This window comes from Paractinoplanes deccanensis (assembly GCF_016862115.1).
GTDB lineage: Bacteria > Actinomycetota > Actinomycetes > Mycobacteriales > Micromonosporaceae > Actinoplanes > Actinoplanes deccanensis.
On the sequence record NZ_BOMI01000015.1, the window covers coordinates 1 to 13,391 of the forward strand.

At 69.7% G+C, this 13,391-nt stretch carries 12 protein-coding genes; 8 read left to right on the top strand and 4 right to left on the bottom strand.

Features of this window, described 5'->3' with window-relative positions; translation table 11 throughout:
* From Ade02nite_RS05340 to Ade02nite_RS05350, 3 genes are all read right to left on the bottom strand, one after another.
* Positions 1-1,657: pectate lyase family protein (locus tag Ade02nite_RS05340; RefSeq protein WP_203760382.1), on the bottom strand; the 1,657-nt coding region annotated here is incomplete at its 3' end.
* A gap of 109 nt (positions 1,658-1,766) precedes the next feature.
* The gene (locus tag Ade02nite_RS05345; RefSeq protein WP_239168540.1) at positions 1,767-3,035 is read right to left on the bottom strand and encodes a pectinesterase family protein; all 1,269 of its coding nucleotides are present in this window, start codon (positions 3,033-3,035) and stop codon (positions 1,767-1,769) included.
* Positions 3,036-3,597: 562 nt separating this feature from the next.
* Positions 3,598-4,605, bottom strand: a complete 1,008-nt coding sequence (locus tag Ade02nite_RS05350) for a LacI family DNA-binding transcriptional regulator (protein ID WP_203760383.1) — start codon at positions 4,603-4,605, stop codon at positions 3,598-3,600.
* A 180-nt stretch (positions 4,606-4,785) separates the two neighbouring features.
* On the opposite strand from Ade02nite_RS05350, the gene Ade02nite_RS05355 reads away from it, so the two are divergent.
* From Ade02nite_RS05355 to Ade02nite_RS05370, 4 genes are read left to right on the top strand one after another with little or no spacing between them, the layout of a single operon-like run.
* The gene (locus Ade02nite_RS05355; protein WP_203760384.1) at positions 4,786-5,937 is read left to right on the top strand and encodes a Gfo/Idh/MocA family protein; all 1,152 of its coding nucleotides are present in this window, start codon (positions 4,786-4,788) and stop codon (positions 5,935-5,937) included.
* Positions 5,934-7,031 (top strand): dihydrodipicolinate synthase family protein, encoded by a 1,098-nt coding sequence (locus Ade02nite_RS05360; protein WP_203760385.1) that lies wholly within the window; start codon positions 5,934-5,936, stop codon positions 7,029-7,031. The genes Ade02nite_RS05355 and Ade02nite_RS05360 overlap by 4 nt, the downstream gene beginning before the upstream one ends.
* Positions 7,028-7,831, top strand: a complete 804-nt coding sequence (locus Ade02nite_RS05365) for a sugar phosphate isomerase/epimerase family protein (protein WP_203760386.1) — start codon at positions 7,028-7,030, stop codon at positions 7,829-7,831. Before Ade02nite_RS05360 ends, Ade02nite_RS05365 begins: the two co-directional genes overlap by 4 nt.
* Positions 7,828-8,526: a DUF6807 family protein gene (locus Ade02nite_RS05370; RefSeq protein WP_203760387.1), complete on the top strand. Its 699-nt coding sequence runs from the start codon at positions 7,828-7,830 to the stop codon at positions 8,524-8,526. The genes Ade02nite_RS05365 and Ade02nite_RS05370 overlap by 4 nt, the downstream gene beginning before the upstream one ends.
* Positions 8,527-8,606: 80 nt before the next feature.
* Here the strand turns inward: Ade02nite_RS05370 and Ade02nite_RS05375 are convergent, their stop codons facing one another.
* The gene (locus Ade02nite_RS05375) at positions 8,607-9,512 is read right to left on the bottom strand and encodes an endonuclease/exonuclease/phosphatase family protein (RefSeq protein WP_239168541.1); all 906 of its coding nucleotides are present in this window, start codon (positions 9,510-9,512) and stop codon (positions 8,607-8,609) included.
* 172 nt (positions 9,513-9,684) lie between these two features.
* Between Ade02nite_RS05375 and Ade02nite_RS05380 the strand changes: the two genes are divergently transcribed.
* From Ade02nite_RS05380 to Ade02nite_RS05395, 4 genes are read left to right on the top strand one after another with little or no spacing between them, the layout of a single operon-like run.
* On the top strand, positions 9,685-10,674 hold the full coding sequence (locus Ade02nite_RS05380) for a nucleoside-diphosphate kinase (protein WP_203760388.1): 990 nt from the start codon (positions 9,685-9,687) through the stop codon (positions 10,672-10,674).
* A gap of 46 nt (positions 10,675-10,720) precedes the next feature.
* Entirely contained in the window at positions 10,721-11,248 is a 528-nt protein-coding gene (locus Ade02nite_RS05385; protein ID WP_203760389.1) for a DUF84 family protein, read from the top strand.
* 23 nt (positions 11,249-11,271) lie between these two features.
* The gene (locus tag Ade02nite_RS05390; protein ID WP_203760390.1) at positions 11,272-11,982 is read left to right on the top strand and encodes a deoxynucleoside kinase; all 711 of its coding nucleotides are present in this window, start codon (positions 11,272-11,274) and stop codon (positions 11,980-11,982) included.
* A complete protein-coding gene (locus Ade02nite_RS05395; RefSeq protein ID WP_203760391.1) occupies positions 11,979-13,370 on the top strand; it encodes an SIR2 family protein in 1,392 nt (463 codons plus the stop codon). Before Ade02nite_RS05390 ends, Ade02nite_RS05395 begins: the two co-directional genes overlap by 4 nt.
* Positions 13,371-13,391 lie beyond the last annotated feature (21 nt).

Consider the following 13,391-nt stretch of genomic DNA (forward strand, 5'->3'; position numbering starts at 1 on the left):
GGAGGCGGCGGGCGCCGGCCCCGGCCGCGACGATCGCCGGGACGGCCTGGGCGGGGTCGAGGCGGGTGCGCAGGGTGGGGGTCCAGCCGGCGTCAGGGCTCAGATCGGGTTCGTACGCCGCGTTGTACGCACCGACGAGGTCGACCGGCTGCGGCGCGCGTCCGGACACCTGGACGAGGTTGCCGACCGTGGTGATGCGGGTGCCCCTCCAGTACGCGATCACGTCGGACGCGGGCACATCCGCGCTCAGCCGGAAGTAGTTGTTCTCGGCGTAGATGCTCGACTCGACGCCCACGCCCAGCGAGTAGCCGTACTCCTCGTCGGTGGCGACGTAGAGATTGTTGTAGACGTCGACCTGGCCGAACCGTACCCGTGGCGCGCGCTGGATGACGTTGCCGAAGCGGTTGTGGTGCACGGTGACGCGCAGCTTGCCCACGTCGACGCCGGGCGTGTCGGTCGAGCCGATCAACATTGTCTTGTCGTGGTCGTAGTAGTCGTTCCAGGAGACCGTGATCAGGTCCGAGCCCCGGATGAAGTCGGTCGCGCCGTCATGTACCTGGTAAGGGCGGTTGAAATACAACGGCTGGTCGCTGTCGTGGTTGTTGCCGTCGCTGAACGTGTTGTGGTCGAGCCACACATTGGTCGCGCCGCTCAGCGAGACCAGGTCGTAGAGCGAGTTCCAGTTGCCGGCGGAGCCGTCGGTCGGGTCCCACGCGGGGAAGCAGTCGGCGGCATCGGTCACCTCGAGATTCCGGATGATCACGTTGCTGACGTTGGTGAGCACCAGGCTGCCGTGGTCGAGCCGGCCACCGTTGATCCCGACGATCGTGGTGTTGCTGCCGACGTTGATCCGGATCTGGGCGGACTGATTGCGCGTCGACTGCACACGGGCATCTTCGAGCGGCCCCGACGGCCTGGTCGCGCGCCCCCAGACGGCCGGGTCGTAGGCGGCGAGGAAGGCGTCCAGGTCGTACGCGGGATCGGCGAAGTCGTCGCAGCTCTTGCCCTCGCGCAGGTCGATCCGCCCGCTCACGAGCACGATCTTCGGCGTCGCGTTCTGCCCGTTCGCCGCGGCGTCACCGCCGAGCGCCGCGATGAGCTCGGCCCGGGTACGCACAACCGCCACGTGCGCGTCATCGGCGGCCGACCCGCCGGTGGTCCCGGCGCCCGCGGACCCCCAGCCGTCATTCGCCGGCAGGGTCTCGCGCGCAAGCTTGAGCGCCGCCGGAGGAATCACCGGAGCCGCAGCAGCGCGTGCGGCGTGGGCCTGCGCGAAGGCTGTGTGCAATTGCGCGGATGCTGCAAGCGCCACCGAGGCGGGGGAGACCGCCAATGCCGCGAGCGTCGCCGAGGTGTGGGCGGAGGTGGATGCGGCCAGCGCCAAGGTGTGGGCGGACGCGGGTGCCGGGAGCGCCGAGGTGTAAGCGGACGCGGATACCGGGAGCGCCGAGGTGTGAGCGGATGTGGATGCGGGCAGCGCCGCGGTGTGAGCGGACGTCGATGCCGGCAGCGCCGCCCCAGCGTGGGCCTGGGCGGAGGCGGCTCCGATCGGCGCCGGGGCGGCCTCGTCCGGCGCGGGTGTGGCGCCGGCCGGAGTGGGTGCGGCGGTCAGTGTCACGAGAAAGGCGAGGCCGGCGACGGCCGCGAATCTGGGCATGGCAACTCCTGGGAAGCGGTCGGTGGAACCGCATGCAAAGTGCAGGAAAGCGCTTGCCCGCGACGCTTTCACAGGCGGTGATGGCCGTCAATGGATGCAGCAACGCAGGTTATTTGCATAGATCCGGCGCCCAGCCGTCGGCGCCCCGCAGGAAGGCCGCCGGCGTGTACTCGGCCGCCTCCGCCCGGGAAAGCTGCGGCCGGTCGGGTGACTCGATCGCCCCGGGCCCGTAGTTGCGGTATTCGGCGAATCGGGCCTCCCGCCACGGCCACGTCCCGAAGTCGCTCCACGCCGTGGCGCCGATGTGCGCCGCGAGGAACGATTCCCGGATGACGGTCTGACCGATCGCCGACGGGTCGTTGCTCGGATGCCAGGGCCGCCCGAGAAAAACGGACCCTTCGGGCGCGTCCGACGTGAGCCGGCACCGCGCGAAGAGCAGCCCGTGCGGATTGCCGATCGACGTGCTCGGCGCGGTGACATATCCGGCCGGCGTCGAGGCCCGATCGAGCGAGTGAACGCGGCACCGCTCGAACACCGCCGTCGCCCGCCCGAAGATGAAGTCGACGTCGCCCTCCACGTAGCAGTCCCGGAAGTACGCACGAGCCACCGTCGCCGCGTCGGCACTGTTCACATAGAGCGTGTCCTGGTTGCCGAGGAATCGCACATCCCGAAACACCACCCGATCCGCCCGCGTCAACACCGCGACCGCCTGCCGATTGGTGATCTCCGGGTGCCCCGCCTCGTCGAAAAGGTTGGCGAACGTCAGATTCCGCGCCTCGAACCCGGCCCCGTCAACCGTCACCGACGCGCTGCCCGTCGTCCCCCAGGTGCCCCCACCCGGCTTCGGCGTCCCGTTCGCCCGATCGTCCGCGATCACCACGTCCGCCGGCCGACGCCCCAGCCCGACCAGCTTGATCCCCGGTTTGCTCTGCGGCACCACGACCTGCCCAAGATAGGTCCCAGGCCGTACGCCGATGAGCACCTCCTCGTCGCTCGCCGCATCCACAGCCTCTTGGATTGTGGAAAAGTCCCCCGACCCATCGCCCGCAACAATGAACCGCTGACCCGCCCCCATGTCGGAGAGCCCGCCGTCGTCGCCCGCCGCAAGCCCACCAGCCGACGCCGCAACCCCCGACGCCGCAACCCCCGACGAGGCGAGCCCCGACGCCGCAAGCCCCGAAGAACCGAGCCCCGACGAGGCGAGCCCACCGGCCGCGGAGCCGCCCGCGCCGGTCGCTGAAGCGGCCAGCGCCCCATTCGCCGAGAGGGCGACACCCGCCGAGCTCACGGTGATCGCCCCAGCCGAGAGCCGAAGGAACGTTCGTCTACGCATGCGACACCTTCCGGTTAGCCTGAGGTAAGGCCTTTCCTGGCGCACGCTAGGCAATGACATCGGCAAACGTCAATGAATTGCACCAATCCTGCAAACGCCGGCAATCACGTTCCCGCTACCACCCAGATGAGAGCCATGATCTGCAACAACCCCCGCCAGCGCTGTGGACAACGGTTAAAGAACATTTCGGGCTGTGGACGCTCGCGCGTTGCGAGCGACGGGTTGTGGGCGACGGGTTGTGGGCGACGGGTTGTGGGTGGCCCGGGCGCCGGGACATGTCCGGGCGGTCCATCGCGGGTGCCGTGGACGCCAAGGTGGTGGGTGCAGGTGCGGTGGTTAATGGGCGTCCTGGATGGCGTGCGAGTCGTGGACAAGGCGCGTGCCCTGGATATCTCGGGCTGTGGACCGCGTTGCAGTGGGCGGCGCCGGCGTGTGGGTAGGCCGCCGGCTGTGGAGGGCCGCCGGCTGTGGAGGGCCGCCGGCTGTGGAGGGCCGTCGGCTGTGGAGGGCCGTCGGCTGTGGAGGGCCGCCGGCTGTGGAAGGCCGTCGGCTGTGGATAGGTGCGACCTGTGGATGGCCGGTGGTGTGTGGATGGCGCTGGGAGGGGTCAGCCGCCCGGCTGGGCGAGGGGCCATGTGCTCTCGCGGAGGATCAGCTCCGCGGGGACGTGCTCCACTCGGGGCTCATCGGTGGCGGCGCCGTCCAAGGCCATGGTCATGGCTCGTTCGCCCAGTTCGGTGAGGGGAAGGCGCACCGAGGTCAGGGCCGGGGTCACGTCGCGGGCGATGGGCATGTCGTCGAAGCCGATGATGCTCAGGCGGCGGCCCGCTGTGCGCATGGCGGCCAGGGCGCCCACGGCCATCGAGTCGTTGAGGGCGGCGATCGCGGTCACCTCGGGGTCGCCGGCCAGGATCTCGGTGGTTGCCGCCTCGCCGCCGTCGCGGGTGAAGTCGGCGTGTGACACCTGGAGGGTGCCGCCGAACTGGTCGGCCGCGCGTTGCAGGCCGGCCAGGCGGTCGACCGTCGTCGTCAGGGAGGACGGGCCGGCGATCACCGCTACCGTCCGGTGGCCCAGCTCGAACAGGTGGGCGCCCGCCAGGAAGCCGCCTTCCTCGTTGTCGGGGAGGACCGCGTCGCCGGGATGCTGATGGCGGCCGATCACCGCGATGCGGCCGCCGGTGGCCTCGAAGGCTCGCATGCGGTCGTCGAGCTCGGATGCCGCCGTCGAGTCCAGATAGCCCGAGCCGGCGATGACGATGGCGGCGACCTGGTGGGCGTGCAGCAGGTCGATGTACTCCATCTCGCGGGCGGGGTCACGGAAGCTGTTGCAGATGATGACCAGCCGGCCGTTGGCGGTGGCCACCCGCTGGAGGCCGCGGGTGATCTCGGCGAAGTACGGGTCGGAGACGTCGTGGACGATCACGCCGACGGCGTTGCGGTGGGACCGGGCCAGCATCTGGGCGTGCGCGTTCGGCACGTAGCGCAACTCGGCGACGGCGGCGAGGACGCGGGCGCGCAGCTCCTCGGTGACCGGCTTGGGGCTGCCGTTGATGATGCGGGACGCGGTCGCGGTCGACACCCCGGCATGGCGCGCGACATCCGCCAAGGTCGCCATACGCCTCCCCACGACAAACAACACACGCCGACACCGCAGATCGACGCACGTGGAACGAAGCGCGGCCCGGCAGTTGCCCGGAGGATACCGCCCCGCGCTCTTGCCCGTTCCGCAGCACGCCGAGTACGGTTCCAGGAAAGCGCTTACCTCAGGACTTTTCAAGGCCCCGGAGGCAACAGCATGGATCGAACCACCATCGGCATCGTCATGAACGGCGTCACCGGCCGGATGGGCCTGCGGCAGCACCTGATCCGTTCGATCCTCGCGATCCGCGAGGACGGAGGGCTGCCGCTGCGCGACGGCACGGTGCTCTGGCCCGAGCCGATCCTCGCCGGCCGCAGCGAGGCCAAGCTTCGCGCTCTCGCCGAGCGGCACGGGCTCACCCAGTGGACCACCGACGTGCCGGGCGCGCTCGCCCGGCCCGACGTCGACGTCTACTTCGACGCCCAGGTGACCAGTGCCCGGGTCAAGTCGCTGCGCCAGGCCATCGAGGCCGGCAAGCACATCTACACCGAGAAGCCGGTCGCCGAGAGCCTCGGCGAGGCCGTCGAGCTGGCCCGGTTCGCCGACGCCGCCGGGGTCAAGCACGGTGTCGTGCAGGACAAGCTCTTCCTGCCCGGCCTGCGCAAGCTCGCGCGGCTGGTGCAGGGCGGCTTCTTCGGGCGCGTGCTCTCCGTGCGAGGCGAGTTCGGTTACTGGGTCTTCGAGGGCGACTGGCAGGCCGCGCAGCGCCCCTCGTGGAACTACCGCTCCGCGGACGGCGGCGGCATCACGCTCGACATGTTCCCGCACTGGCACTACGTGCTCGAGCAGATCTTCGGGCCGGTGCGCGCCGTCACGGCCCGCTCGGTCACCCACATCGGCCGCCGCTGGGACGAGTCCGGCGCTCCCTACGACGCCACCGCCGACGACGCGGTCTACGGGCTCTTCGAGCTCGACGGCGGCATCATCGCTCAGATCAACAGCTCCTGGGCCGTACGGGTGAATCGCGACGAACTGGTGGAGTTCCAGGTCGACGGCACCCACGGCAGCGCCGTCGCCGGGCTGCACCATTGCCGCGTCCAGCCCCGGGCCGCCACCCCCAAGCCGGTGTGGGACCCCGATGTGCCGACGGCGCAACGGTTCCGCGAGCAGTGGCAGGAGGTGCCCGACAACGAGGTCTTCGCCAACGGGTTCCGGGCGCAGTGGGAGCAGTTCCTGCGGTACGTCGCCGAGGACGCCCCGTACACGGGAGATCTGTGGGCCGGCGCACGCGGCGTGCAGGTCGCCGAGCTCGGCCTCCAGTCGTCGCGCGAGGGCCGGCGCCTGGAGATCCCGGAGCTGGGCCGATGATCTTCAGCGGCCACGGCCAGGAGTTCCGCCGGAAGAAGGGCTTCCGGTCCCGGATCGCGTACGCTGCCGCACCCGTGACGGCCGATCCCGGCAAGGAGAACATCCCCGGGGCGCCGGCCGCGCTCGACTGGGACACGACGCTGCGCTTCCGGCATCACCTGTGGGAGTACGGTTTCGGCGTCGCGGAGGCCATGGACACCGCCCAGCGGGGCGCGGGCCTCGACTACGCGGCGACGCGTGAGCTGATCCGCCGCAGCGCCGCGGAAGCCCGTACCGCCGGGGGTGCGATCGTCGCCGGCGTGGGCACCGACCAGCTGCCCGCGGGCCCGGCCACGCTCGACGAGATCACCAAGGCGTACCTCGAACAGCTGAGCGACGTCCGCGAGGCCGGCGCCACGCCCGTCATCATGTGCTCGCGCCATCTCGCCGCGGCCGCCCGCGACGCCGACGACTACCGCCAGGTCTACGGCGAGCTGCTGTCCTCTTCGGACGGACCGGTGCTGCTGCACTGGCTCGGCGAGGCGTTCGACCCGCTGCTGGCCGGATATTGGGGCGGCGACGACACCGTCCTGGACATCATCGACGCGCACCGCGACCGGATCGAGGGCATCAAGATCTCGCTGCTCGACGCGGACTACGAGGTCGCGCTGCGCCGCCGGCTGCCCGAGGGCGTGCGGATGTACACGGGCGACGACTTCAACTACCCGTCCCTCATCCTCGGCGACGACCAGGGGCATTCCGAGGCGCTGCTCGGGGTGCTGGCCGTCATCGCCCCGCCCGCCGCCGCCGCGTTCCGCGCGCTCGACGAGGGCGACGTCAACGCGTACGAGGAAATCTTGGGTCCGACCGTGCCGCTCGCCCGGCACCTCTTCGCGGCGCCCACCTACCACTACAAGACCGGCATCGTCTTCCTCAACTGGCTGGCCGGCCACCAGGATCACTTCACCATGGTCGGTGGCGCCCAGTCCGGCCGTTCGCCGCGGCACCTGCTGGCGCTGATGCGGCTCGCCGACGAGGCCGGCATCCTGCCCGACGCCGACCTCGCCACCCACCGTGCCGAGGCGTGGCTCACGACCGTGGGGATGGGGCGATGAGGGGCTTCTCGCTCAACCAGGCCACCACCAAGCGCTGGCCGCTCGACGAGCTCGCCGCGGGCTGCGTGGCCGCCGGGGTGCGCGCGGTCGGCCTGTGGCGTGAGGAGGTGCAGGCGTACGGCGTCGACAAGGCGGCCCGGCTGATGCGCGACTCCGGGCTCACCGTGTCGTCGCTGTGCCGCAGCGGTTTCTTCCACGAGGCCGGCTGGTACGACGAGAACCGGCGCGCCATCGACGAGGCGGCCGCGCTCGGCACCGACACGCTCGTCCTCGTCAGCGGCGGCCTGCCCGGCGCCAGCCGTGACCTCGACGGCGCCCGGCGGCATGTCGGCGACGCGATCGGCGCGCTCGTGCCGGACGCCAAGGCGGCCGGTGTGCGGCTGGCCATCGAGGCGCTGCACCCGATGTTCTGCTCCGATCGGTGTGTCGTGTCCACATTGGATCAGGCGCTCCGGCTCGCCGCGCCCTATCCCGCCTCCGCCGTCGGTGTCGTCGTCGACACGTACCACCTCTGGTGGGACGACAAGGTGTGGGAGGGCATCGCCGCCGCCGGCCGGGAGGGCCGGATCGCCGCCTTCCAGCTCGCCGACTGGATCACCCCGCTGCCGGAGGGCGTGCTGCTCGGCCGCGGGCTGCCCGGCACCGGCTCGGTCGACATGCGGCGCTTCGCCCGCGCTGTGGCCGAGGCCGGATACCAGGGGTGGGTCGAGGTCGAGGTCTTCCACGAGGACGTCTGGTCGCGTCCCGGCGCCGAGGTGCTCGCCGAGGCGTACGAGGGCTATCGGGCGGCCGTCTCGTGACGCTGTACGACTACGTCTGCGAGCCGGAGCTCGACATCCGGCTCGGCCCCCGCCCGTACCTCCATCCCGTGCGCACCCTCGGCGGCACCGTCGTCACCGACGCGCTCTGCTTCGACCATCCGTGGCACCTCGGCGCCTCCCTCACCGTCGCCGACGTCAACGGCTGGAACCTCTGGGGCGGCCGCACGTTCGTCCGCGGCGAGGGCTACGTCTGGCGCGAGGACCACGGCCGCATCCGCCACCTCTCCCCGCACGAGCTCGTCTGGCAGGACGGCAACGGCCGCACGCTGCTGACCGAGCACCGGCGGATTGCCGCGACTCCCGCTTCCGAGGGGTGGGAGCTGTCTTTCTCGTACGCGTTGACGGCCCCGCGAACGCAAGCTGTCAGTCTCGGCAGCCCGGCAACCAACGGACGCACCGGGGGAGCCGGATACGGCGGCTTCTTCTGGCGCTGCCCGCCGGGCAGGGCGGTGTCGTCGGCCGGGAACGGCAGCGACGACCCGGCGCTGACGCTGACGGTCGACGACTCGTACCGACTGGTCTTCAGCGGTTTGGCGGGCGACGACCGCTGGTTCGTCCGCACCGAGGAGTACATCGGCGTGTGCGCCGCCCTGGCCTACACCGACCCACTGGTGATCCCGCCCGGCGACACCCTCCGCCGCGACATCCGTGTATTGATAACGGATGTCCACTGACATCGTCTTCGAGGCGCACTCCCGCAGCGAGGACAACGACCGCGGCAGCCGTGGCCCGGCGCGAGGGCTGGGAATGCAGGCTAGGCCCCGATCTCGGCGGCGATCGGGAGGTGGTCGCTTCCGGTCCGCGGCAGGGCACGGACGCCGGTGACGGTCAGCTCGCGCGCCAGGATCTGGTCGATGCGGGCCACCGGCAGCCGGGCCGGCCAGCTGAACGCGAAGTCGCGCGCGGTCGACACGTGCTCCAGCACCGGGCCGAGGCCGCGGTCGTGCACCGTGCCGTTGAGGTCGCCCAGCACCACGACCCGCGGCAGTGGCTCCGCCGCGAGCGCCGCGCCGAGCTTGACGGCGCCCTCGTCACGGTGAACCGAATCGAAGCCACCCAGCCCCATCCGGACGGACGGCAGATGCGCCACATAGACGGCCAGGTCGCCCCGCGGGGTGCGCGCCACCGCCCGCAGCCCCCGGTTCCAGTCGGCACCGAAATCCGCCGGCCGCAGGTCGACCGGCCCCGCCTCGGCGAGCGGATAGCGCGACCACAGGCCGACCGTGCCCTGCACGCTGTGATACGGATAGGCGGCCGCGAACACGGCCTCATAGGTGGTGACCGCCGGAGCCGTGACCTCCTCGAGGCCGATGAGATCCGGCCCGGCGGCCATGAGCGCCCGCGCCGTGCCGCCCGGGTCGGCGTTCTCGTCGCTCACGTTGTGCTGCACCGCCACCAGGTCGTGCGACCGGTCCCGCGACGGCACCACATAACCCCAGAAGAGCGCGAGCCAGGCGGCCAGCGGCAACGCCACCGCGGGCAGCGCCACCCGGGGCCGCCACCACGCGAGCCCGGCCAGCACCGGAATCGCCAGGCCCAGCCACGGCAGGAACGTCTCGACCGCACTGCCCAGCCGCATCCCCAGCCCCGGCACGAACCGATGCAGCGCCAACACCCCGGCGAGCAGCACCGCCAGCCCAGCCACCACGAACCCCCGCACCGGGCGATCTTCGCAGGCCGCCGCAACCCTCGATCACCTTCTGGGGCGGACGGCGGCCGCCGGTCCACCTCCGTGTGTCTCACGTCGATCGCGGGAGCCGCCCTGGCTACCATGGACGAGCACTGTCGCCCAAGATTCGCTCCCGATCCCGACGATACGGAGAGAAGGGTTCATGACGGTCAGCCACATCCTCGACGGCCTGGCTTGCATCGACCGTGGGAAACTGGACTTCGCGGTGGTGGCGGAATTGTCGGCACCCGAGTCGCCCGGCACAGCGGAGAAACAGAAACAGGCTCTCGTTTTCTTGAAGCCGGAACTGCTCTACAGCGAACCGAGCCGCTCCGCCGCATTGCGGGTCGTCGTCGACGTTCTCGAGCGCGACGGATTGTCGATCCACGGCGCCGCGGTGCTGGGCCCGCGCAGGCTGGCCCGCGTCATTCCCCGTCACTACGGGGTGATCAACTACGTTTCCCAGCGGGGAGCCGAAGCCCTGTCGGCGACCGCCTCGGCGGCGCTGGACAGGGCGTTCGGTGACGACATGCGGGCGGGGGTGCCCGTTCTGGGCGGACACCAGCTTCTGAGCTCGACGAGCGTTTCCGCGCGGCGGCTGGCCGAGCTGATCGACGGCCGAGCGCCCGTCAAGCTCGCTCCTGGTACATACGCGACCAAGGCCACGACCGACGAGGGTGCCGTCATCGTTCTCAACGGGTTCCATCCCGAGCAGTTGGAGCATTACACGCAACCCGAGGCGCGAGTTGTGGCACTCGAGGTCAGGTGGGCCGAGCCCGCCTGGAGTGCTTTCCGGGCCGATGTCGTCGGCGCGACCGATCCGGCGAAGGCGAGCGAAAGCTCCATCCGTGGCCTCCTGCACGGCGAACGGGAGGCGCTGTCCATCGGTGCCGTCACGATCTCCCGCAACGGTGTCCACGGCTCCGCCGGTCCGCTGGAGGCCATGATCGAACTGTCGCGGTTCTTCGGCGTGCCGGCCGCGGACACCGACTTCGGAAGCCGGCTGGCGACCTCCGGCCGCGCGGCGACCAGAGACCTCGTCGTCTATGAGTCGCTCGACCGCGCGATCGTCCAGCAGCTGTTCGACGCCACCGAGGACGTCGAGCCGGACGATGCTGTCGAAATCCTGGGCGACCTGCACGCCGATCGTTGACCAGCACGCTTCGGCGTTCCTTCAGTCGCACCCAGGAGAACAGATCATGCGCGTAGCCATCGGGTCGAAGAACCCCACCAAGGCCGATGCCGTCCGCTCCGCATTCGGCAGCGTCTGGCCGGATGAGCAGTGGCAATTCTCCCTGCATTCCGTCCCTTCCGGCGTGCCGGATCAGCCGCGGTCCGATACCGAGGCTCTCTGCGGCGCACGCAATAGAGCCCGAAACGCGTTGAACGCCGGTGACGCCGACTTCGGCATCGGCTTGGAGGGCGGCCTGCACCAGGTCGCGGACAGGTGGTACGACTCCGGCTGGGCGGTGATTGTCGACCGCGAGGGCCGCGAAGGCTCCGGGACGACGATACGGATGCCGGTACCGCCGCCGATCCTCACGCTCATGGACGCGGGGCTGGAGCTCGGCGCGGCGTGTGACGAGATCTTCGCCGAACGGAACCTCAAACAGCGGGGTGGCTTCTTCGGCGTCATGACGGACGGCGTTCTGGACCGGGCCAACACTTATCGAGACGCGGTGGTGGCCGGCCTCGCGGTCTTCATCCGTAAGGAGCTCTGGGACTAGAGGCGGCACCTGAGGAGTTGCGGATGCGGGACGCAAGGAGACCAGTCGACACCTCATCAATCACGCGTGGCGGATACGTCGCGATCACGGGCGCCATCGCGGCCGGCGCCACGACGCTCTCCACGGTTCTGCACGATCGACTGCACTGGACTCGCTACGAGGACGAGCGTGTGCACACCAGCAACGCCTTTTTCCAGTCCGCCTACGCCGACTTCCCCCGCTGGGGCTTCCACAGTCAGGTCCACTTCATGGTCGCGTCGGCGGAACGCCATGTCTCTCTGCGAGCGCACCTCGACAACCATCTGCCTCCCGGCTTGCCGATCATGGAAGACCGTACGCCTTTCGAGCACACCGGCGCCTACCTGCGGGCTTACCAGAAGACGGGCGGGCTGACCGCACGGGAAAGCGAGCTGCTCGAACGGCTCGGAGAAGCGCTCTCCTCGGTGTACGTGACGCCGGACCTGCTCGTGTTCCGCCAGATCTCCGACGAGCAGATGGTGCGCCGGGTACGCGAGCGAGGCCGCCCGGGAGAAGCGGACGCCAGTGTCGAGTTTCTGGCCGCAGTGCGGGACTCGTTCGAGGAGATGATGAACGGATGGACGCGCAGCTCGTTACTCGTTCTGTCATCGGATGTGGACGTGCTGGACCCGGTGCAGGCTGAGGAGGTCAGCCGCATGATCGACCGTGCCTTGTCCGAGGCGCGCGACCGGCCGGAGGGAGGAACGCAGCGGTGAGCAGCTATCTCCGCTCGGAGCTGGTCAGCGCCATTCAGCATGGCAACATGGTGTTCATCGTCGGCGCCGGCGCATCGATGCACGCCACGAACGGGGTCCCGGAGGCCTCGTGGACCGGCCTTGTCGAAGCCGGGATTCAGCGGTGCGCCGACCTCGACACGTCCCTGCCGAAGACGTGGGCACGGACCAGGCTCAGATCCCTCAAAGGGCCCGACCCGAGCCAGATGATCGCGGTGGCGCAGGAGGTGGAGACCTTCCTCAAGCGCATGCCCGGGCGCCACTACTCGAAATGGCTTTCCGACACCGTCGGCAGGCTGAGGATCGACAATCCGACGCTCGTCGACGCTCTGCTGTCGTCGGGTGCTCCGCTGATGACCACGAACTACGACAGCCTGCTCGAACTCGGCACGAAACGCGAGGCAGTCACCTGGAGCCAGTTCGCGGACATGCAGGCCGAGATGCTGGAACCGGGTAGGTACGTCGTCCATCTGCACGGGCATTGGCGTCATCCCGAGAGTGTGGTCTTCGGATATGACAGCTATGCCGGTGTCATCGGAGACCCGGCATCGCAGGCGTTCCTCCGCGCGATGCTGACCGTCAAGTCGGTCGCGTTCGTCGGATTCGGGCAGGGCATCTCCGATCCCAATTTCACGGCCCTGACGACGTGGCTGACCACCGCGCTCAGGTCCACCGGGGTCGCCCCGGTCATCCTGGTCCGCAATCAGGAGCTGGCGGCCACGCGCGCCCGGTGCGAGCCGCTGGGAATCAATGCGATCCCCTACGGTGACGACTTCGCGGACCTGCCGCTCTACATCGCCGACATGGTCACCGAAGCACGCGTGAACGGCAATCGGGCGGCCACCATCGACTTCGGATGGGACGCCATCTCGGCCAAGTTGATGCGGCTCCAGCGGCGGATCACTCGAAGTTTCGTTCCCGATTTCATCGTCGCGACGTCCGGCCCGGGTAACTTCGCACCCGCCTACTGCCTGGCGAACTGGGGTGACGAGCCGCCGCTGCTGAGCGCGGTGTGCTTTCCCCGGAAGCCGAACCGCAGTGATCGCAACATCGCGTTCGAGGACGTCGCCGATGCCAGCGGCTGGGTCCATTTCACCTCGACCAAGTGGGACGTCTATCTCCCCAATCTGATTCGCCACTTCCCGTCGGGGTCACGGGCCCTGATCTTCGACGACCGGGTCGTGGGAGGCCGCACCCAGCCCGGCATCGCCAAGATACTCGAGGGTTTCGGCTACGAGGTCCGTCGCGCCGCTTTGGTCGTTGATCCCAGCTGTGCGGATTCCGTTGATTTCTATGAGGAGGTAGTTGATGGCGACTTCACTTTCCCCTGGGGCGGGCGGTACGGCAGAGGTGAAAGAACGACTCGCTGAGATAGAGATCGCCCTGAGTCA